The 19,506-nt window shown below is 63.0% G+C and carries 26 protein-coding genes; 14 read left to right on the top strand and 12 right to left on the bottom strand.

The window, feature by feature from the left end:
* Window positions 1–15 precede the first annotated feature (15 nt).
* Complete coding sequence (locus tag SA190iCDA_RS17020) at window positions 16–1,200, top strand: patatin-like phospholipase family protein (protein WP_070886546.1); 1,185 nt, start codon at window positions 16–18, stop codon at window positions 1,198–1,200.
* Between the two features lie 21 nt (window positions 1,201–1,221).
* Here the strand turns inward: SA190iCDA_RS17020 and zapE are convergent, their stop codons facing one another.
* Genes zapE through SA190iCDA_RS17005 form a run of 3 tightly spaced genes read right to left on the bottom strand, consistent with a single transcriptional unit; the run spans window position 1,222 to window position 2,905 of the window.
* Window positions 1,222–2,337, bottom strand: coding sequence for a cell division protein ZapE (gene zapE, locus SA190iCDA_RS17015; protein WP_070886545.1), 1,116 nt, complete (start codon window positions 2,335–2,337; stop codon window positions 1,222–1,224).
* Complete coding sequence (locus SA190iCDA_RS17010) at window positions 2,334–2,531, bottom strand: helix-turn-helix transcriptional regulator (RefSeq protein ID WP_070886544.1); 198 nt, start codon at window positions 2,529–2,531, stop codon at window positions 2,334–2,336. The genes zapE and SA190iCDA_RS17010 overlap by 4 nt, the downstream gene beginning before the upstream one ends.
* Window positions 2,528–2,905, bottom strand: coding sequence for a hypothetical protein (locus SA190iCDA_RS17005; RefSeq protein ID WP_070886543.1), 378 nt, complete (start codon window positions 2,903–2,905; stop codon window positions 2,528–2,530). Before SA190iCDA_RS17005 ends, SA190iCDA_RS17010 begins: the two co-directional genes overlap by 4 nt.
* Window positions 2,906–2,984: 79 nt before the next feature.
* Here SA190iCDA_RS17005 and SA190iCDA_RS17000 point away from each other — a divergent pair, with 79 nt between their 5' ends.
* Both SA190iCDA_RS17000 and SA190iCDA_RS16995 read left to right on the top strand, forming a co-directional pair.
* Window positions 2,985–3,254, top strand: a complete 270-nt coding sequence (locus SA190iCDA_RS17000; protein WP_170833954.1) for a hypothetical protein — start codon at window positions 2,985–2,987, stop codon at window positions 3,252–3,254.
* Complete coding sequence (locus SA190iCDA_RS16995) at window positions 3,214–3,741, top strand: MFS transporter (protein WP_070886542.1); 528 nt, start codon at window positions 3,214–3,216, stop codon at window positions 3,739–3,741. The genes SA190iCDA_RS17000 and SA190iCDA_RS16995 overlap by 41 nt, the downstream gene beginning before the upstream one ends.
* Before the next feature lie 102 nt (window positions 3,742–3,843).
* Here SA190iCDA_RS16995 and SA190iCDA_RS16990 read toward each other — a convergent pair whose 3' ends face one another.
* Entirely contained in the window at window positions 3,844–4,452 is a 609-nt protein-coding gene (locus SA190iCDA_RS16990) for a glutathione S-transferase N-terminal domain-containing protein (protein WP_070886541.1), read from the bottom strand.
* A gap of 86 nt (window positions 4,453–4,538) precedes the next feature.
* Here SA190iCDA_RS16990 and SA190iCDA_RS16985 point away from each other — a divergent pair, with 86 nt between their 5' ends.
* Window positions 4,539–5,006: a MarR family winged helix-turn-helix transcriptional regulator gene (locus SA190iCDA_RS16985; protein WP_070886540.1), complete on the top strand. Its 468-nt coding sequence runs from the start codon at window positions 4,539–4,541 to the stop codon at window positions 5,004–5,006.
* A gap of 5 nt (window positions 5,007–5,011) precedes the next feature.
* Here SA190iCDA_RS16985 and SA190iCDA_RS16980 read toward each other — a convergent pair whose 3' ends face one another.
* The 4 genes from SA190iCDA_RS16980 to SA190iCDA_RS16965 all read right to left on the bottom strand — a co-directional run bounded on the left by SA190iCDA_RS16980 (window position 5,012) and on the right by SA190iCDA_RS16965 (window position 7,472).
* The gene (locus tag SA190iCDA_RS16980) at window positions 5,012–6,025 is read right to left on the bottom strand and encodes a zinc-dependent alcohol dehydrogenase (protein WP_070886539.1); all 1,014 of its coding nucleotides are present in this window, start codon (window positions 6,023–6,025) and stop codon (window positions 5,012–5,014) included.
* A 4-nt stretch (window positions 6,026–6,029) separates the two neighbouring features.
* Entirely contained in the window at window positions 6,030–6,461 is a 432-nt protein-coding gene (locus SA190iCDA_RS16975) for a PaaI family thioesterase (RefSeq protein ID WP_070886538.1), read from the bottom strand.
* Window positions 6,454–6,912: a nuclear transport factor 2 family protein gene (locus SA190iCDA_RS16970; RefSeq protein WP_070886537.1), complete on the bottom strand. Its 459-nt coding sequence runs from the start codon at window positions 6,910–6,912 to the stop codon at window positions 6,454–6,456. The genes SA190iCDA_RS16975 and SA190iCDA_RS16970 overlap by 8 nt, the downstream gene beginning before the upstream one ends.
* A gap of 86 nt (window positions 6,913–6,998) precedes the next feature.
* Entirely contained in the window at window positions 6,999–7,472 is a 474-nt protein-coding gene (locus SA190iCDA_RS16965) for a GFA family protein (RefSeq protein WP_083329820.1), read from the bottom strand.
* 101 nt (window positions 7,473–7,573) lie between these two features.
* On the opposite strand from SA190iCDA_RS16965, the gene SA190iCDA_RS16960 reads away from it, so the two are divergent.
* The gene (locus SA190iCDA_RS16960; protein ID WP_070886536.1) at window positions 7,574–8,521 is read left to right on the top strand and encodes a LysR family transcriptional regulator; all 948 of its coding nucleotides are present in this window, start codon (window positions 7,574–7,576) and stop codon (window positions 8,519–8,521) included.
* Here the strand turns inward: SA190iCDA_RS16960 and SA190iCDA_RS16955 are convergent.
* On the bottom strand, window positions 8,449–9,363 hold the full coding sequence (locus tag SA190iCDA_RS16955; RefSeq protein WP_083329819.1) for a LysR family transcriptional regulator: 915 nt from the start codon (window positions 9,361–9,363) through the stop codon (window positions 8,449–8,451). The two genes, SA190iCDA_RS16960 and SA190iCDA_RS16955, sit on opposite strands and share 73 nt — an antisense overlap.
* A gap of 95 nt (window positions 9,364–9,458) precedes the next feature.
* On the opposite strand from SA190iCDA_RS16955, the gene SA190iCDA_RS16950 reads away from it, so the two are divergent.
* From SA190iCDA_RS16950 to SA190iCDA_RS16935, 4 genes are all read left to right on the top strand, one after another.
* On the top strand, window positions 9,459–10,595 hold the full coding sequence (locus tag SA190iCDA_RS16950) for a DSD1 family PLP-dependent enzyme (protein WP_070886534.1): 1,137 nt from the start codon (window positions 9,459–9,461) through the stop codon (window positions 10,593–10,595).
* Window positions 10,585–10,998, top strand: a complete 414-nt coding sequence (locus SA190iCDA_RS16945; protein WP_070886533.1) for a RidA family protein — start codon at window positions 10,585–10,587, stop codon at window positions 10,996–10,998. Before SA190iCDA_RS16950 ends, SA190iCDA_RS16945 begins: the two co-directional genes overlap by 11 nt.
* Before the next feature lie 203 nt (window positions 10,999–11,201).
* On the top strand, window positions 11,202–11,987 hold the full coding sequence (locus SA190iCDA_RS16940) for a sulfite exporter TauE/SafE family protein (RefSeq protein WP_070886532.1): 786 nt from the start codon (window positions 11,202–11,204) through the stop codon (window positions 11,985–11,987).
* A 134-nt stretch (window positions 11,988–12,121) separates the two neighbouring features.
* Window positions 12,122–13,093, top strand: coding sequence for an aldo/keto reductase (locus SA190iCDA_RS16935; RefSeq protein ID WP_070886531.1), 972 nt, complete (start codon window positions 12,122–12,124; stop codon window positions 13,091–13,093).
* Between the two features lies 1 nt (window position 13,094).
* On the opposite strand, the gene SA190iCDA_RS16930 is transcribed toward SA190iCDA_RS16935, so the two are convergent.
* On the bottom strand, window positions 13,095–13,613 hold the full coding sequence (locus SA190iCDA_RS16930; protein ID WP_070886530.1) for an O-acetyl-ADP-ribose deacetylase: 519 nt from the start codon (window positions 13,611–13,613) through the stop codon (window positions 13,095–13,097).
* A 116-nt stretch (window positions 13,614–13,729) separates the two neighbouring features.
* On the opposite strand from SA190iCDA_RS16930, the gene pdxY reads away from it, so the two are divergent.
* Together pdxY and SA190iCDA_RS16920 are read left to right on the top strand one after the other, a co-directional pair.
* Window positions 13,730–14,608, top strand: a complete 879-nt coding sequence (gene pdxY, locus SA190iCDA_RS16925; RefSeq protein ID WP_070886529.1) for a pyridoxal kinase PdxY — start codon at window positions 13,730–13,732, stop codon at window positions 14,606–14,608.
* Window positions 14,605–15,006: a hypothetical protein gene (locus SA190iCDA_RS16920; RefSeq protein WP_070886528.1), complete on the top strand. Its 402-nt coding sequence runs from the start codon at window positions 14,605–14,607 to the stop codon at window positions 15,004–15,006. Before pdxY ends, SA190iCDA_RS16920 begins: the two co-directional genes overlap by 4 nt.
* Window positions 15,007–15,022: 16 nt before the next feature.
* On the opposite strand, the gene SA190iCDA_RS16915 is transcribed toward SA190iCDA_RS16920, so the two are convergent.
* Both SA190iCDA_RS16915 and SA190iCDA_RS16910 read right to left on the bottom strand, forming a co-directional pair.
* Window positions 15,023–15,277, bottom strand: coding sequence for a hypothetical protein (locus tag SA190iCDA_RS16915; RefSeq protein ID WP_070886527.1), 255 nt, complete (start codon window positions 15,275–15,277; stop codon window positions 15,023–15,025).
* 59 nt (window positions 15,278–15,336) lie between these two features.
* Complete coding sequence (locus SA190iCDA_RS16910; protein ID WP_070886526.1) at window positions 15,337–15,747, bottom strand: hypothetical protein; 411 nt, start codon at window positions 15,745–15,747, stop codon at window positions 15,337–15,339.
* Window positions 15,748–16,005: 258 nt separating this feature from the next.
* On the opposite strand from SA190iCDA_RS16910, the gene SA190iCDA_RS16905 reads away from it, so the two are divergent.
* Genes SA190iCDA_RS16905 through SA190iCDA_RS16895 form a run of 3 tightly spaced genes read left to right on the top strand, consistent with a single transcriptional unit; the run spans window position 16,006 to window position 19,504 of the window.
* Entirely contained in the window at window positions 16,006–16,962 is a 957-nt protein-coding gene (locus SA190iCDA_RS16905; protein ID WP_070886525.1) for a sugar ABC transporter substrate-binding protein, read from the top strand.
* Between the two features lie 11 nt (window positions 16,963–16,973).
* The gene (locus SA190iCDA_RS16900; RefSeq protein ID WP_170833960.1) at window positions 16,974–18,527 is read left to right on the top strand and encodes a sugar ABC transporter ATP-binding protein; all 1,554 of its coding nucleotides are present in this window, start codon (window positions 16,974–16,976) and stop codon (window positions 18,525–18,527) included.
* Entirely contained in the window at window positions 18,524–19,504 is a 981-nt protein-coding gene (locus tag SA190iCDA_RS16895) for an ABC transporter permease (protein ID WP_070886523.1), read from the top strand. The genes SA190iCDA_RS16900 and SA190iCDA_RS16895 overlap by 4 nt, the downstream gene beginning before the upstream one ends.
* Window positions 19,505–19,506: the final 2 nt, after the last annotated feature.

Here is a 19,506-nt window from a genome sequence, read left to right as displayed (position 1 = left end):
AAGCGGAATCGACGAATGAAGCAGGACGCTAGCGGCAACCCGGCCACCACCGGGCTCATCCTTTCCGGCGGTGGCGCACGGGCCGCGTATCAGGTCGGTGTGCTCTCGGCGATCGCCGAGCTGCTGCCCGAGGATGGGGCGCACAATCCCTTTCCGGTCATCGTCGGCACCTCGGCCGGGGCTATCAACGCCGTCAGCCTGGCCTGTGGGGCGCTGCACTTTCGGGAGGCGGTCAAGCGCCTGAGCAGCGTGTGGCGCAGCTTCCATACCCACCAGGTGTACCGCAGCGACTGGCCCGGCGTGCTGCGCCAGGCCAGTCGCTTCATCGGCCACAGTATGCTCGGCCTCGGCAAGCAGGTGCCGGTGGCGCTGCTCGACAGCTCGCCGCTGGCAGCGTTGCTCGAGCGCGAACTGGATTTTTCCGGCATCGCCGCCGCGGTTCGCCACCGCCAGTTGCGCGCCGTGGCGGTGACCGCGTTCGGCTACGAGTCGGCCCAGGCGGTGACCTTCTACCAGGGCCGCGCCGCCATCGACCCCTGGTTCCGCCATCGCCGGGTCGGCGTGCCGACGCGCCTGGCGCTGCCGCACCTGCTGGCCAGCACGGCGATTCCGCTGATTTTCGAGCCGGTAAAGATCAACCGCGAGTACTTTGGCGACGGCGCGGTACGGCAGATGGCGCCGATCAGCCCGGCACTGCACCTGGGGGCGACCAAGGTGCTGGTGGTGGGGGTCAGCGGCAACCCGGTCGGCAACCAGGCTGGCGGGGCGCCCGTGCCGGTGCCCGGCGGTGTGCAGCCGAGCCTGGCGCAGATCGCCGGGCACATGCTCAACAGCACCTTTATCGACAACGTGGAAAGCGACATCGAGCTGCTCGAGCGTCTCAACCAGTTGGGCCGCCTGGTGCCCGCCGAACAGCGCAGCCGCACCTATGGGCTCACCCCGGTGGAGGTGCTGGTGATCTCGCCGAGCCAGCCGCTGGACGTGATCGCCGCGCGCCATCGCCGGGAGATGCCGGCGGCGCTGCGTCTGTTCCTGCGCGGCCCCGGCGCGACCCGCGACGGCGGCGGCGGGGTGCTCAGCTACCTGTTGTTCGAGCCGGGTTATTGCAGCGAGCTGATCGAGCTGGGCTACCAGGACGCCATCGCCAAGAAGGCGCAGATCCAGGCGTTTCTCGGGCTGGTGCCACAGGCTTCGGCTTGAGTCGGCCCGGCCAAGGCGTCTTCAGCCAAACCGCTCCAGCTGCATTTCCTGCAGGCGGCTCAGGGTGCGACGGAAGGCGAAGGCCAGGTAGCCTTCGGTGTACAGCTCGTCCAGGGGCACGGCGGCTTCCAGATACAGCGGCACGCGGCGGTCATAGCACTCGTCCACCAGGGCGATAAAGCGCCGTACGGCATTGTCGTGAATCGACAGCGCCGGCAGCTGGCGGTCGCCGGCAACCACCCGCTCGGCGGCGTCTTCGGTGCCGCGGGCGATCCTGGCCGGGCGCTGCTGCGCGCTGAGGGCCGGCACGTCGCCCAGCACGATGGCCTTGAAGCGATCACAGAGCAGGATGAACTCCCCGGTCGCCAGCGGTTGCTCGCAGAGCTGTGCGAAGCTGCAATGCAGTACCCCTTCGCTGTGGCTGTGCACGCCAATCTGGCGGTGGCCGACCAGCAGTGGCTGGTGGCTGACGGGCTCACCCTGGCGCAGTGCTTCCAGCAGCCCGGGCAGGGCACTCGGCTGGCCGGCCTGGCGCAGCCAGTAGCGCTGGCGCCGTTGGCCGGGGTGCTGGCGATGATCCTGGCTGCCGTCCACCGCCACCACCTGCATGTGCTGCAGCAGGGCGTCGATGGCGGGCAGGAAGCGCTCACGGTTATGGCCGCCGGCGTACAACTGTTCCGGCGGCTGGTTGGAGGTGGCGACCAGCACCACACCCTCGTCGAACAGCGAGCGGAACAGGCGTCCCAGCAGCATCGCGTCGCCGATATCGCTGACGAACAGCTCGTCGAAGCACAGCACGCGGATCTCGGTGGCCAGCTCCCGGGCCAGTACCTGCAGGGGCGCGGCGGTGCCGGTCAACTCGAACAGGCGGCGGTGCACCCAGCCCATGAAGTGATGGAAATGCTGGCGCCGGGCGGGCACCTGCAACGCCGCGTGGAAGCTGTCCATCAGCCAGGTCTTGCCGCGTCCCACCGGGCCCCAGAGATAGACGCCCTGGGGCACGCCACCGCGATGCAGGGCCTCATAACAGCGCTGCAGGTGTTCGGCCGCGGCCTGTTGCGCGGCGTCGCTGACGAAACCCTGTTGTTCGACGGCCAGGCGGTACGCCTCGAGCGGCGTGGAAGTGTGGGTATTCATGCGTCCGGCGCCTGGAAGATGGCTTCGATAGAGCGTTCGAACAGCCGGGCGATCTTGAAGGCCAGGGGCAGGCTGGGGTCGTAGCGGCCGGTTTCGATGGCATTCACCGTTTGCCGGGAGACGCCCAGGCGCTCGCCCAGCTCGGCCTGGGACCAGCCGCGCTGGCTGCGCAACTCGCGCACCTGGTTGATCACCGGTAGCGCCTCCAGCTGAACCAGGATCCCAAGCCCCACAAGGTGCCCAGCACCGGCCAGACGAAGAACATCGACAGGCGCGGAAAGCCGGCGGTTTCCAGAAAACCGTAGCTGAAGGTGAGCAGTGCCGTACCGACGAAGGCGATGGCCAAGGCTTCCAGGTGGATGGTGCGGGCCAGTTCGTCCAGCTGGCGCACCTGGCGAATCACCGTGATTGCCACGAGGATCATCGGCACGACGGGAATCAGTGCGCAGAGGGTACGCAGCGAACCTTGGGGAAGGCTGGCGAGCAGCACGCTGCTGACAGCCACGGCGGCAGTGTAGGCGATCATCGCCACGGCAAATTGAACGAGAAAGGGGCGCGTACTGGTCATGGTCATGGCTCGATATGGAAAGCGTGCTTTACATTGGCGTATTCGTCGTCCTTAGTCAAGCTTGCTTTACATGGGAGTGATGCGCCGCTTCGTCCTTTCCTCTAGCATGCACCTGTTTCCAGCAGCAGAGATCACTATGCAGTCGCGCAGAATACGCCCGGGCGACCTCGATGGCTTCCACGCCCTGTTCAGTGCAGTGGCGGCCGAGGGGCTGTTCTCCACCCGGCCCTGCGCGCCGCCCAAGGCGGTGATCGCCCGCGCCCTGGAGAAGGCTGAGTACAATGGCTGGGCGGTGTATGTGATTGAGCATGACGGCCCTTGCCATTCTGCTGTACGTACTGGCCCATAACCTGTTCTACACCTACATCGCCGCCTATCTCGCGCCATCGGGTTTGGCTGCACAGGTGGACCGGGTACTGCTGGTATTCGGCCTGGCCGCACTGGCGGGTATCTGGCTGACCAGTCTTTTGATAGATCGCCGGCTACGTTCGCTCAGCCTGTTCAGCACCGCGCTGCTGGCCGCTGCCTGTCTGTTGCTCGGGCTCTGCAATACCTCGGCCTGGCTGGTGTATGCCGGCGTGGCGGCCTGGGGACTGGCGTTCGGCGGTGTGCCGGCGTTGTTTCAAACGGCATCGATGCGCGCTGCCGGTGAGGAGGCCGACGTGGCGCAGTCGGTGTGCGTGACGGCCTGGAACCTGGGCATCGCCGGTGGCGGAATCGGTGGCGGTTTGCTGCTCGATGGCGTCGGCGCGCAGGGGCTGCCCTGGGCGGCGGCCGGGCTGGTGCTGATTACCTTCGGCGTGGTTTATCGTGCATGTCGCTACGGCTTTGCCTGATACCCAAAAGCCGCCCACAAGCTTGGCAGTATCACAGCTAGCAGAGTTGGCCCTGCTACATAGTCTGACCTGGTATGGGATAGCCCACGTACCGTCCCCGGTTCACCCGGGGATAGTCGCTCGCATCGATTCGCGCGCCGCGAAGGACTCTTGAAACCTCGCCAACTCAGGGTGGTTATCTCTCCACCCGATCTCAGAAAAGCGAAAATCGAGATACCCAAGTGCGCAGGCTACGGATATGTGGGCGATGCTTGGCATTTTACTTAGCTCGTCTGCGTTCGATTCGAGGGCCGCCAGCGCTCGGTAAACTTTACTCATCTGGCCTTCCACCCACTCGCTCCATTGATATTCTGCCGGGCGAACCGCTCGCTCATATCGAACCAAAAGCGCGGCGTCCATCAAACCGTCCGCCAGTGCGGCTATTCGCAGCGCACGCCAGCGGGCGGCGGGCTCGGAGGGGATAAGTCGAGGCTGGTCGTGTAGGCTGTCTAGGTACTCACATATAACCCGGCTATCGAACAGCACTTCACCCTTGTCGATCTCTAGCACCGGAACTTTGCCGAGCGGATTTAGGGCATTGACCCGCTCGTTGAGAGCTATCGGTAGAACGGCCGTATCAATAAGTTGTATCTGCGGCGTGAGGCCGGCTTCGGCTGCCAGCACGCGAACTTTTCGGGCGAAGGGTGATGCTGCTGCGTGTATAAGGCGCATATCTGACTCGCTATGGGATTGTTCGGGTTGTTCTAGGGTGGCGAAGCACTTAGGCTGCGCCGCAGTTCAGATTGGGAGCAGGCTCCATGGTCATAGAGAAAAAGATCAATTCGGCCTCTGTTCATATGAAGTCGCTGGATCCACTCGATCACTCTCTTGAGCTGTTGCATTTCGGTTTTCGTGGTCTGACAGTGGATGCTGATCGGTTTCTAGAAGCGCAAGGCCTCTCCCGGGTCCATCATCGAGTGCTGTATGTCATCGCACGTGCCGATGAAATCAATGTGGGCGATCTAGCCGCCACACTGGGGGTTAGCAAGCAGGCGGCACATCGTCCTCTCGCACACCTATTCGAACGCGATCTGGTTTGCTACAACCGTCAGCCGGATCGTCACCGCTACAAACTGCTGTCGCTGACCCAACACGGCCAGGCACTGGAACAGGAAGCCACTGAACTGGAGCGGCGTGCCCTGCGGGAGGCTTTTGCAGGCGTTGACTCCGATGGCCAGGACGCCTGGAGGAAGGTAATGATGTCACTGGCCGAGCGTCTCAACTGACCTCGTCAAGTAATGCGATCACGAACCACGATGCACTTTGCCAGCGGTTGGACCAAGGCTTCGGTCGCCTCCTCGCAGGTCACTACGGTTGGGCTTACCAACAGCGGATCACAATGCCCACCGCGTACCAAATCAAAAACCTTCGGAATGTGGGGGCGAACATTGCAGGCGCCTACCGAAAGTGTGACGTCGCGTAGGTACATCTCAAAGAGCGGTATCTTGGGGTCGTCGAATATGATCCCAATACATGAGCAATGCCCACCCGGCGCCAGCGCCAACAGACCGCGATGCAATGCCCGATGATCACGCGTAGCGGAAACGACGACGTCATAATGCTCATCGAGAACCGGATCTAGCTCTACGTTGGCCCCGCTGCGCAGAGCAAGGTCGCGGCGGTAAACGTTGTCGTCCAGGTAGTCAACGCTAGCGGCACCTGCCGCGACCGCCATCTGCACCGCCAATACACCGAGGCTTTCCGTGCCTCCGACGACGAGAACCCTAGCCTTGTCGCGTGTTGCGATAGGTCGACTCGCTGCTACCCAGGCATCCGTCAGATTGTCGCTCGCGCTGGCCACGGCGAGTGGATTCAATCCCGGCGGCAGCTTCACGAGCATCGCATCCGCAAAGGGCACGTGGACTACTTCCGAGAACAACCCGCCCCAATGTCCCCCGGCGGGTACACCGTATGCTGCGTGACGGGGCACCGTGGTGCACGCGGTGGCCCGCCCCGCAAGACATTGAGCACACTGGCCGCAGGCTATTTTCCAGGGTACGGACACCAGATCGCCACGCGTTAACGTAGTGACTTCTTCGCCTACCTCCAGCACCTCGGCTACGCATTCATGGCCCAGCGCAAATGGTGGCTTGAAAGGAGTGATGCCTGCGATCAGTCGGCGATCGAGGTCGCAGGACGCGGACGCGATTGGCCTCACCAGTGCGCTGGTACCGCTCCCGAGTCCGGGCGCAGGCGCTTCCTCCCAGACCAGCCGACCGGGACCACGCACGATCAACTCTTTCATCGTGCTATCCCCTTATGACGAATGTCGTTGTGGCTTTGGCGCACAGCTTGCCGGCCGAATTCAGCAGTAGTGCATCGCATATGGCCAGGCTACGAGTGCGCTCCACCACCCATCCCTGCACGTGATAGGTTTCACCCGCATTCAAGGGCCGTACGTATTTGACATTGAGGTCGACGGTCGAGTGAGCCGCCGTGACTTCCAGGGTGGAAAACAACGCCAGCGCCGCCGCGCCGTCCAGACAGGTCGCTGCGAAGCCGCCATGAACCGCGCCCGCTGGATTGAGGTGGCGCTCATCCGGGCGAGCCTCCAGGACGATACGACCTGGTTCAACATCGACCGCGGTCAGCCCCATGGTCTGGGCGATGGAGGATGGCGCGATCTCGCCGCGAATCAACGCGCGTAGCGCGAGAAGGCCCGAGGTAACCGAGTCAGTCATGATGAATTCCCTCTGGGGCAGTGGCCAGAACCGAAAGGGCGGGATGAATTGCAACCAGCTGCGCAGCGGTGTCGGGGTACTCGCGGAAACCCTTGATCAACCCATCGCGGAAGGTGAAGAGATGGGCCCAATGATTGACGTAAATGCGTCCAGTTGATTTGACCCTGCAACGTGCAACGCCGATTGCGACTATTTGGTCCTGCACCTCATCGACGATGAGAGACTGGGCCGCGAAAGTGATGAAGTCCAAGTGCTGGTCTAAAAGCTGTACGAACTCGAGTACGCCGGCATGGCCTCTGTGCTCGCCGACCCATGGCATGAGATCGGAAAGTCCGGGCGCCTGCCAGTGACAGTCACTAGTGCACAACTTAAGTAGGCCCTGGGGATTGCGGGAGGAGAAGGCGGCATAAGCGGCCTCCACAACCTCGCTCAAGTATTGGCGATCCGACATGTGAACCTCGTGGCGCAGCGACTAGATAAGCTCGAATGCCGCTAACCTATACGTGGCTCATTCTCAGGTCAACGTTGTTGATGTGACTAATTGCATGGCATTCTTGCCGCTCTACCCGTTACAGGGGAGCGGGCTAACGCTTGCGCGAAAGCTTCTGGTGTTGGGCTTTCTGGCCATTGAGGCATATCGATTGGAAGCTGCAGCCACGGCTGCTTGCGCTTGACCCAGATATGCGCGCAAGGTTCGATCATGCTGCTTGCATCTAGAGTACCTGCACGTAATACGACCATGCCGGGAGCAGCATTGGTGGTGTTGTAAATACGTGTATGGCATTCGGCACAAAGCCGATGATTACTAGCCACACCAGCATTTCCGTAGCGATAGCTAGTTAACCTTCCACTGATCTGCAACGTTTCCTCGGGCATTAGCGCATGCAGGCCAAACGCGCTGCTACTCGCTGTCTGGCAATCGAGGCAATGACAAGCGTATGTCAGCGGCAGCTCGTCCATAGCGACCTCATAGCGCACCGCACCACAATGGCATCCGCCTGTAATTTTCATGCAACACCCCTTTATACGAGTCGACCGGTATGCCCGGAGCATGACGCTGCGCTGGGGTGAAGCCAACTCTCAAAACTTGCTGAACCACAGGTAGAGAATGTATGAGCCCACTGACTTTGAACTGGGAAAATCAGCGCGCATTCCTTGCAGTCCTGCGCACCGGTAGTTTGTCCGGCGCCGCACGAGTACTGGGAATAACACAGGCTACCGCGCGTCGCCGTATCGAGTTGTTAGAAGGCCAGGTGGGTGTCAACTTGTTCACTCGATCTCCGGCTGGCTTGGTCCCCACCGAGACAGCCCGCGAGCTGGTAGCACACGTGGAGAGCATGGCGTTATCAGCCGAGGCCTTTAACCGAGCAGCTTCAGCTGAAGCGCTAAACGGTGGCGGTACAGTGCGTATCACCAGCAGCGATTTGCTGGGCATAGAGGTTCTGCCACCGTTGCTACAACCTATCGGCCTTGCCCATCCGAAGCTGACCTTCGAATTGAGTGTCAGCAACCGCCTCGAAGCCCTTGCCCAACAGGAAGCGGACATCGCTGTCCGCACTCAGCGCCCAACAGAATCAGACGTCATAACACGACGCGTGGGTGCTCTTCAGATCGGGTTGTATGCCGCCCCCGAGTTGATTGCCAGGTATGGCATGCCCACCTGCGTGCATGATTTGGCTCGCCTGCCAATGATCGGCCCCGACCGCAATCTCGCCGACATCCAGACGCTTAGCGCGCAGGGTTTTCCCTTTGAGCAGCAGCGATTTCAATTGCGAAGTGACAATCATCTAGCGCAGCAAGCCGTGCTGCGCGCGGGTATTGGTATAGGCGTATGTGCGAGCCAGATAGCAATGCGTGACCGGCTGATCCCCGTTTTGCCAGAGGCTCTTGGTTTTGACGTAGATGTATGGATAGCCGCTCACCGAGATTTACGGCGCCTACCCCGTATCCGGCAGGCTTTCGACGCGTTGGCCATGGCGCTAGAGACTTATCTGGCTAAGCGTGTTTCGTCGCCAGCTGCCCCCTTCAGTGATGCTTCCAAGAAACTAATCAATGCCTGAATACGGGGGCTGCGATTCTTTCGCGAGGGCACCAGCAAAGTGATGGGTGCGATGTCGAACTTCCAGTCCTCCAACACCCTTATCAAGGTGCCCCGAGCAATCGCATCCGTTACATCCCATTGCGAGCGTAGTACCAAACCCAGGCCGAGTTCTGCCCAGCGTCGAGCAACACTCCCATCGTTAGTCTGCAGCTCCGGCTCGATGCGCATAGTGTGCCGCGCCGAGCGCTTGCGCAGGTGCCACAAAGTGACGTCTTCCTCGTTCTCCCGAATGCAGATGCAGCGATGCTTCGTCAATTCATCCGGTGCTTTCGGCGTGCCGTAGCGGCTCAAATAGTCCGGGCTGGCACATAACCAACGCTCGTTCTGGGCCAGCGGCAGAGCAACCCATGAGCTGTCATTGACCTGGCCGATATGGATCACCGCATCACTGTCGTGGCGATCCGGCCAGGGCGTTTCGCGCAGGTCCAGGTGCAGGCGCAGCTGCGGATGCAATTTGGCGAAGCGCGCAAGCAGCGGTGCCAAGCGCTGTCGCCCATAACCGAAGGGAGCTGCCAGGCGCAGGGCGCCTACCAGTTGGTCGTCGGACTGTTTGAACGATTCTGGCAGCGCTTCCAGTCGCTCCAGCAACAACGCTCCTTCCCGTGCAAAGCGCTCGCCTTCGACAGTCAAGCTCAAGCGGCGGGAATCGCGATTAGCCAAAGTAACGCCGAGCTGCGCTTCGAGTTTACGCAGGCGCATGGACAAAGCAGGCGGCGACACATTCAGCGCTCTGGCAGCGGCACTCAGCGATTCAGAGCGGGCTAGGGTTACTGCTAGACGCAAATCCTCAATAGCGATCATTCAGATTCACTTAAAGATAAATGACATTTTATTGAATCACAGGTTTACGAGTGCAGCGTAGAGTCGGCCCCACAGCCACCGTTGGATTACGGACCATGTTCGCCACTCTTGAAACCCTGGAAACACCCGCAGCGATCCTCGATGAGGCTCGCATGCAGCGCAATATCCTTCGCATGCAGGGGCGAATGGATACCTTGGGCGTACGCCTGCGCCCGCATATAAAAACCAGTAAGTGCCTGCAGGTGATTGAAGCGCAGATGGCCGCCGGTGCTTTGGGGGTGACGGTTTCTACACTGAAGGAGGCCGAATACTGCTTCGCGAATGGCATCGCCGATGTGCTTTATGCCGTGGCCATGGCGCCGGGAAAATTGCCCCAAGCCCTAGCGCTCAAACGGCAAGGATGCCGGCTGGGGATCATTACCGATAGCGTGTCGGGAGCGCAGGCCATCGTCGACTTCGGCCAAAAGCACGATGAGCACTTCGAAGTATGGATTGAAATTGACAGCGACGGCCATCGCTCCGGGCTAAAGGTCAATGATCCGGCCTTACTGCAAGTCGCCCAGGTGCTGTATGGCGGTGGTATGCAACTGGTCGGGGTAATGACCCACGCAGGATCCAGCTATGAAATGCATAGCTTGCAAGCCTTGCAGGCCTTGGCCGAACAGGAAAGATTCACCTGTGTTGCCGCTGCGCAGGCAATTCGAGCAGCCGGCCTGCCGTGCCCTCAGGTTAGCGTTGGCTCGACTCCGACGGCGCTGTCGGCACTCAACTTGGAAGGAGTCACCGAAGTGCGTGCCGGGGTGTACGTTTTCTTCGATCTGGTGATGCACAACATTGGTGTGTGTCAGCCCGAAGAAATGGCGCTGAGCGTGTTGACCACGATAATCGGCCATCAGGTTGAGAAAGGCTGGGTCATTACGGATTCAGGTTGGATGGCCATGAGCCGTGACCGCGGCACACAGAAGCAAAACCGGGACTTTGCCTACGGCCAGGTTTGCACCATCGAGGGTGATTGTATTCAGGGAGCACTGCTCGGCGGTGTAAATCAGGAGCACGGGATTATCACCTTCGAACCCGAGCTCGGGCTGGATCTGGCTGCCCTGTTTCCGATTGGCAGTCGCCTGCGCATCCTTCCCAACCATGCCTGCGCAACTGGCGCTCAGTTCCCCCATTACCATGCCTGCGATACCAGCGGCCAGGTACGCACCTGGAGCCGCCTCAATGGCTGGTGAGGATGCGATGCTCATGGAGCGTATACACACCTGCGCCGCAGCCGCTCCTGGCGGTCATTACGCTCAGGCAGTTGGCTATCAAGGCATGCTCTTTATATCCGGGCAACTGCCGGTACGTGCGGATGGCAGCCATAGCGCCGACCAGAGTTTTGATGTTCAGGCCTCGATTGCTCTCGATAACTTATTGGCGATCCTGGCACAGGCTAACTGTCAACCGGGTGACCTGTTGAAGGTGACCGTGTACATCGTTGGCATCGAACATTGGCCGGAACTGGACAAGCGGTATGCCCGCTGCCTGGGTGAGCATCGCCCAGCTCGTGCCGTGGTGCCGGTCCCCGCACTGCATCACGGCTACCTTATTGAGATTGACGCGATCGCTCGGCATCCGAGGTCATGTAGCTAGGTCGAAAACAGCCAGGCGTAAGTGTCTGCTTTCGGCCATCGCCGGTCGTGGGAAGGTTGATTCTCGCCCGCGGCGGTTGGATGCGGGCCGGCCAGGGCGGTGTGCGTTATAAGCAAATGCACATTCGGTATAAGTCCTTTCCCTTCAAGTGGTTATCCTGCGCGGCTGGCGAAAATGAGCCGACAACGGCAATTGGGGCAGGTATGGATTTTGGCGGTTTGGGCTTCGTTGTCGCGGGGCTGGTGGTTGGCTTTATCGTGGGCATGACGGGCGTGGGCGGCGGTTCGCTGATGACGCCCATCCTGCTGTGGTTCGGCATCAGCCCTGCGGCGGCGGTGGGCACCGACCTGCTGTACGCGGCGATCACCAAGGCTGGCGGGGTGTTCGTCCACCAGCGCAACCGCAATATCGACTGGTCGGTGACCGCCTGGCTGGCCGCCGGCAGCGTGCCGGCCGCCTTGCTGACCCTGCTGGCGCTGACCCTGCTGCCAGGCGATCAGCACGCCACCAATGCGCTGATCAAACATTCGCTGGGCATCGTGCTGCTGCTCACCGCCACGGCGATCCTGTTCAAGAAACAGCTGTTCGCCTTCGCCAGCCGCCATGCCGGGGACGGTTTCCACTTCAGCCCCGGGCGCCTCAATGCGCTGACCGTGGTGGTCGGCCTGGTGCTGGGTTTCATGGTCACCCTGACCTCCATCGGTGCCGGCGCCCTCGGTACCGTGGCGCTGTTCCTGCTCTATCCGCTGATGGTCACGCGCCGCCTGGTGGGCACCGAGATCGCCCACGCCGTGCCCCTGACCCTGGTGGCCGGCCTGGGCCATGCCGGGCTCGGCAACCTGGACTGGGGGGTGCTGGGTTACCTGCTGCTGGGCTCGTTGCCGGGCATCTTCTTCGGCAGCCACCTGTCCGGGCGTGTGTCCGACAACCTGCTGCGCCCGTTCCTGGCGATCATGCTGATGGTGATCGGCTACAAGCTGGCGTTCTGAGCCGCTGAACAGGGCGTGAGCGGCCTTTCGGCAAGTGCACCGCTTGCATGTCGAGCCCGCTGCCGGGCGGAAAGGCCGAACGAATGGCCGTGGGTGTCTGTCCCCAACAGACACACCCACGATCAGGAGGCAGCATGCGTATCCAGCTCCCAACCCTCGGCTTCGGTGGCGCGCCGCTCGGCAACATGTTCAAGGCGGTGCCCGACGAGCAGGCCCAGGCCACCCTGGACGCCGCCTGGCAGGCCGGTATTCGCTATTACGATACCTCTCCCCATTACGGCGCGGGGTTATCGGAACAACGCTTCGGAGCATTCCTCAGCGGCAAGTCGCGCGACGAATTCGTACTGAGCAGCAAGGTCGGCCGGCTGTTGCAGCCAGCCGAGCAGCCCGAGAACGCCAAGCCCTTCACCCATGAGTTGCCCAACCGCCGGGTGATCGATTACTCGGCAGACGGTGCCCGACGCTCGATCGAGAGCAGCCTGGAACGCCTCGGCGTGGACCGGCTCGATGTGGTATTCATCCACGACGTTTCCGAAGACCAGCATGGCCCCAAGTGGCGCGACTACTTCGCCGAGGCCATGCAGGGCGCCGCGGTGGCGCTCACGCGCATGCGCGAGGAGGGCATGATCGGTGGCTGGGGGCTGGGCGTGAACCTGGTCGAGCCCTGCCGCCTGGCCCTGGAACAGTCCGACCCGGACCTGTTCCTGCTGGCAGGCCGCTATACGCTGCTCGACCATCGCGAGGCGCTGGAAACGCTGTTCCCCGAATGCGCCGCGCGTGACGTCGGCATCGTGGTCGGCGGGCCGTTCAACTCGGGGGTGCTGGCCGGCGGTGACCACTTCGAATATGACCGCATTCCTGACGAGGTGCGCCGCAAGACCGAGCGACTGCGCCTGCTGGGCGAACGATTCGGGGTCGATATCCGCGCGGCGGCGCTGCAATTCTGCCTGGCCCATCCGGTGGTGCAGTCGGTCATTCCCGGCAGCGCCACACCGGCTCGCCCCGCGCAGTACGTGGCTCAGCTCCAGGCCAGCATTGCGGCAGACTTCTGGCAGGCGCTGCGTGAGCAGGGCATCGTGCCGGAGGAGGCGCCGCTGCCGCGCTGACTCAGCGCGGCTGTTCGGCCAGGGCTTGTTGGTAAACCGCCAGGTCGCTGGCCGAGAAGCAGCAGAACAGCACGCTGTCGATCCCCGGATGCTCAGCCAGTGCTTCACGAACGGTGGCCACCGCCAGGCGCGCAGCCGCTTCGATGGGGTAGCCATAGATGCCGGTGCTGATGCTGGGAAAGGCGATGGAGCGGGCGCCGCTTTGCTCGGCTACGCGCAGCGAGTTGCGGTAGCAGGCGTCGAGCAGGGCGGCTTCACCCTGATCGCCGCCACGCCAGACCGGCCCCACGGTATGAATGATGGACGCGGCCGGCAATCGGTAGCCCCCCGTACGCTTGGCCTCGCCAGTCTGGCAGCCACCGAGCAGCCGGCATTCGTGCAGCAGTTCACCGCCCGCGGCGCGGTGAATGGCGCCGTCCACGCCGCCGCCGCCAAGCAGCGAGGAGTTGGCGGCATTGACGATGGCATCGACCTGCAGCCTGGTGATATCGGCCTGGATGGCGTGTATATCGGCGGTCATTGGGAGCACTCCTCGACGTGTCGCATGGGCACCCCGTTTGCCGTGGAATCTCCGGGGGATTGGCGAATAATGCCGGTACTGGCCTCGCGCCGTCCATGACAGGATCCCGCCTTCCCATGAGCGCTACCACCCCACCTCTGGTGCTGTCCATCCAGTCCCACGTCGCCCTCGGCCATGTCGGCAACGACGCTGCTGTGTTCCCGCTGCAGCGCCTGGGCTTCGAAGTGTTGCCGGTGCATACGGTGCAGTTTTCCAACCACACCGGCTATGGCCAGTTCCGCGGCCAGGTATTCGATGCCGAGCATATCCGTGAAGTGCTCGCCGGCTTGCGTGATCGCGGTGCGCTGTCCCGGGTCTCGGCAGTGCTGTCCGGCTACCTGGGCGATGCGGCCATCGGCGCGGTGATTCTCGAGGCGGTGGACGAGATCCGCCGTGACAACCCGGGCGTGCGCTACCTGTGCGACCCGGTGATGGGCGATGTCGGCCGTGGCGTGTTCGTCAATGCGGCGATCCCGGATTTCCTGCGCAACCTGGCGATTCCCTGCGCCAATATCATCACCCCCAACCAGTTCGAGTTCGAGCTGCTGACCGGCAGCAAGCTGGGCAGCGTCGACGAGGCGGTGCGGGTGGCGCGTCAGCTGCGCGGTCGCGGCCCGGACGTGGTGGTGATCACCAGCCTGGCCACCCCGGACATTCCAGGCGATCAGCTGTGCACCCTGGCGGTCAATGGCGAGGGCGCCTGGCTGGTCAACACACCGCGGCTTGCGCTGCATCCGCTGCCCAACGGCATGGGCGACGTGTTCTCGGCCACCCTGCTGGCGCGGCTGCTGTCCGGCCATGCCTTGCCCCAGGCCCTGGAGCTGGCCACCGCTACGCTGTACGCCCTGGTAGGAGCCACCGCCGAAGGCTCCCGGGATCTGCCGCTGGTGAGCGCCCAGGAGCAGATCGTCGAGCCGGCGCAGCGCTATGCAGCCAGCGAAGTGGTGAGCCCATGAAGCGCTCTGCATGCTGCGCAGCGGCGCTGCTGTCGATCAGCCTGCAGAGCATGGCTTGCGAGGTGGATACGGCGGCGGCGGTTCGCGACCAGACCCATGGCAATTTCGTCATCCCGGTGCGGGTCAAACCCGGCGAGCGCTGCGTGATCCTCGATCACCTCAGCGAAGAGGGTCGCAAGACGCGCATCAACCTATGGGTGCCAGTGGAGAAAATGGGTAGCAGCACGCCCAGGCTGGGCCGCTGGAAGCGTGAGTACAAGGTCGACGGGGATATTGCCAAGCTGGACCGCTTCGTCTATCTGGCGGGCGACAAGGCGGGGGAGGACTCGGTAGTGTTTTCCTCTTCCCATGGTGGGAAAGAGCGGCGGGCCGTCGAATACCGCATCGGTATCGAATGACCCACCGCGTTGCCCGTCAGCACTTGTCCGGGCTTTCGCTCTTCAGCTCTTCGCCGCTTTTGAGATCACGGATGATCACCGTGGCCCCAGGGTGGGCCGAGCACATCGCATTGCGCACGGTGTAGATACCACTGCCTTCGGCGACCATGGTCATGTTGCGGGCCAGTGGCTGGCCGTCAGCATCCTGCAGCGAAAGCTGGTAGGTGCCGGAGAGTGTCATGCAGCCGCCGAGCAGAGCGACGGCACCGAGCAATGCGATCAGGTGTTTCATGGCTTTCATCCTTGCGGCGCGGTGGGCGCTGCCGACATGGGCTGGTAGCGCCCGGCCTTTCAGCGACCGACGCGGTGCTCGGTAAAGCGGTAGTCGGCCTGACAATCGGCGGTCGGGTCGGCGTTGAGGTTGACGTACTCGACGGTGTTCGCATCGACGAAGCGATAGTCGTACACCTCGGTGGTTTTAACACCATCGGTGGTCAGGTGGTTCTTGCCGCCGTGGGCCGTCCAGGTGCCCTGTTCGGTCTGGATCGGGCGCGTTCTCTGCTCATCGGCAAAGAAGCTGATCTTGAAGCGGCCGTCGGCACCGAAGCTCGAATTCCAGGCAAAGAATTGGCACCGACCATTCTTGTCGCGCATGCCTTGCCAATCGCCAAGCAGGCGCTGGTCCAGTGGTTGGGTGGGGTGGCTGGAGCAGCCAGCGAGCAGGGCGGCGAGGCCGACGCCCAGCAGAAGGGGTTTGAGCATGATGATATTCCTTGATCGAGACATGTCCATGGAGGGCGACGCGGCGCCCCAACTCCACGCCACCATGGCGGCATGAGTCGCCGACCATGGTAGCGAAAAGTTTGCTGAGCAAACCAGCGCGGTAGAGCATTTCGGGCCTTACAGCGGAGCAGGGCTGCGATGCTCGAACATTTGACAATTCGCCAACCATTTCATAATTTTATTCCCACGCAAACGTTTGCGCATTTATAACAACGACAATAACTACGGAGTTCGCCCATGTCCGGTTTCCGTCCTGCCCGTCTCTGCGCCGCCATTGCCCTTGGCGCCGCTGCCCTTGTCAGTTTCTCCAGTGCCCATGCCGCCGAAGGCGATACGCCTCGCGTTGCGCTGGTGATGAAGTCCCTCGCCAACGAGTTCTTCCGCACCATGGAAGATGGCGCCAAGGCCTACCAGAAAGAAAACCCTGCCCAGTTCGAATTGATCGCCAACGGCATCAAGGACGAGACCGACACCTCGGCGCAGATCCGTATCGTCGAGCAGATGATCGTTGCCAAGGTCGATGCCCTGGTGATCGCCCCGGCTGACTCCAAGGCCCTGGTGCCGGTGATCAAGAAAGCCAGCGATGCCGGCATCAAGGTCGTCAATATCGACAACCGTCTCGACCCCGACGTGGTGAAGAGCAAAGGCCTGGACGTGCCGTTCGTAGGCCCGGACAACCGCAAGGGCGCGCGCCTGGTCGGTGAATACCTGGCCCAGAACAAGCTCAAGGCTGGTGACGAAGTCGGCATCATCGAGGGCGTTTCCACCACCACCAACGCGCAGCAGCGCACCGCGGGCTTCAAGGACGCCATGGAGGCGGCCGGCATGAAGATCGTCGGCGTGCAGTCGGGCAACTGGGAAATCGACCGTGGCAACGCGGTGGCCTCGGCCATGCTCAACGAGTACCCGGATCTGAAAGCGCTGCTGGCTGGCAACGACAGCATGGCCCTCGGCGCGGTCTCTGCCGTGCGCGCGGCCGGCAAGAAGGACCAGGTGCAGGTTGTCGGTTACGACAACATCAACGCCATCAAGCCGATGCTCAAGGACGGTCGCGTGCTCGCCACCGCCGACCAGTTCGCCGCTCGCCAGGCGGTGTTCGGCATCGAAGCGGCGCTCAAGCTGGTCAAGGGCGAGCCCACCGGCGCCAAAGACGGCGTGATCGAAACCCCGGTCGAACTCGTGACCAAGCCGTGACCCATGCGGTAGTGGCCGGCGAGACCGTTCTCGCCGCCCGCAATATCGGCAAGACCTATGTCCAGCCCGTGCTGGGCGGGGTCGAGCTGGAGCTGCGCGCCGGTGAAGTGCTGGCGCTGACCGGCGAGAACGGCGCCGGTAAAAGTACCCTGTCGAAGATTTTCTGTGGGCTGGAACAACCGACTACCGGCTCCCTGAGCTTTCTCGGCCAGCCCTATGCCCCGGCCAGCCGCCGCGAGGCCGAGCGCCTCGGCGTGCGCATGGTGTTGCAGGAGCTCAACCTGCTGCCGACGCTGACCGTGGCCGAGAACCTGTTTCTCGACAACCTGCCCAGCCGAGGCGGCTGGATTTCCCGTGGCCGCCTGCGCGAGATGGCGCGCGAGGCCATGGCGCGGGTCGGCCTGGAGGCCATCGACCCGGATACCCCGGTGGCAGCGCTGGGCGTTGGCCATCAGCAGATGGTCGAGATTGCCCGAAACCTGATTGGTGACTGCCGCGTACTGGTGCTCGACGAACCCACGGCGATGCTTACTGCCCGTGAAGTCGGTTTGCTGTTCGAGCAGATCCAGCGCCTGCGCGACGCCGGTGTGGCCATCGTGTACATCTCCCACCGCCTGGAAGAGCTGGCCAAGGTGGCGCAGCGCGTCGCCGTGCTGCGTGACGGCCAACTGGTCGCCGTGGAGCCCATCGACCGTTACAGCAGCGACGAGCTGGTCACCCTGATGGTCGGCCGCGAGGTCGGTGAAGCCATCGACCTGGGCGAACGGCAGATGGGTGCGCCGCTGCTGCAGGTCAGCAATCTGTGCCGCCGCGGCAAGGTCGACGATGTTTCGTTCAGCGTGCGGGCAGGGGAGATCTATGGCATTTCCGGGTTGATCGGCGCAGGCCGTACCGAATTGTTGCGGCTGATCTATGGCGCCGACCCGGCTGACAGCGGCCAGGTGGCCATCGGCAATCCGCCTGCGCCGGTGCGCGTGCGTTCACCGGCTGAAGCGGTGGGCCACGGTATCGCCCTGATCACCGAAGACCGCAAGGGCGAAGGCCTGCTGCTCGGCCAGCCGATTGCCGCCAACCTGGCGCTGGGCAATATGCCGGCCGTTTCCAGGCATGGCGTGATGCGCCCGGCAGCGGAGCAGGCACTGGCGCAGCGGCAGATCGACGCCATGCGCATTCGCTGCAACGGCGCTCACCAGGCGGTTGCCGAATTGTCCGGCGGCAACCAGCAGAAGGTGGTCATCGGCCGCTGGCTGGAGCGCGACTGCCAAGTGCTGCTGTTCGACGAGCCGACCCGCGGCATCGATGTTGGCGCCAAGTTCGAAATCTACGGCCTGCTCGGTGAGCTGGCCCGCCAGGGCAAGGCGCTCGTGGTGGTGTCCAGTGACCTGCGTGAGCTGATGCTGATCTGCGACCGTATCGGCGTGCTGTCTGCTGGCCGCCTTATCGAAACATTCGACCGCGACGACTGGAGCCAGGATCGTCTGCTGGCTGCCGCTTTTGCCGGCTACCGCAGCCGCGAAGCCCTGATCGGCGATGTCGCACCCCCGTTACAGGAGCTTTGCCAATGACCACTCTGTCCGCCACGCCCACCAAGCGCAGTGGCACGCACCAGGGCCTGGGCACCTACCTCGGCCTGGCTGGCGCGTTGCTGGCGATGATCGTGCTGTTCTCATCGCTGAGCAGCCATTTCCTGTCCTACTCGACCTTCACCACCCTGGCCAACCAGATCCCCGATCTGATGGTGCTGGCGGTGGGCATGACACTGATCCTGATCATTGGCGGCATCGACCTGTCCGTCGGTTCGGTGCTGGCCCTGGCCGCTGCCGTGGTCAGCGTGGCGACCCTCGGCTTCGGCTGGGGCATCCTGCCCGCGGCGCTGCTGGGGATGGCCTGCGCGGCGTTGGCTGGCAGCGTCACCGGGATCATCACCGTGGCCTGGGGCATTCCGTCGTTCATCGTGTCCCTCGGCGTACTGGAGATGGCCCGCGGCCTGGCCTACCAGCTCACCGACTCGCGCACCGCCTATATCGGCGATGCCTACGCCTGGCTGTCGACGCCGTTCGCAGCCGGTATCTCGCCGTCTTTCGTGATCGCCTTGCTGGTGATCGCTGCCGCGCACCTGCTGCTGACCCGTACCGTGTTCGGCCGTTACCTGGTGGCCATCGGCACCAACGAGGAAGCGGTACGTCTGGCCGGCATCAACCCCAAGCCCTACAAGATTTCGGTGTTCGCGCTGATGGGCCTGCTCGCCGGCCTGGCGGCACTGTTCCAGATTTCCCGCCTGGAAGCCGCCGACCCGAATGCCGGTTCTGGCCTGGAATTGCAGGTGATCGCCGCGGTGGTGATCGGCGGCACCAGCCTGATGGGTGGCCGTGGCTCGGTGATCAGCACCTTCTTTGGCGTGCTGATCATTTCCGTGCTGGCCGCAGGCCTGGCGCAGATCGGCGCCAGCGAGCCGACCAAGCGCATCATCACCGGTGCGGTGATCGTCATCGCGGTGATCCTCGACACCTACCGCAGCTACCGCGCCAAGCGCCGGGCCTGATT

It is taken from the genome of Pseudomonas argentinensis (genome assembly GCF_001839655.2).
Classification (GTDB): Bacteria; Pseudomonadota; Gammaproteobacteria; order Pseudomonadales; family Pseudomonadaceae; genus Aquipseudomonas; species Aquipseudomonas argentinensis_B.
This window is presented reverse-complemented; position numbering and strand designations above follow the sequence as displayed.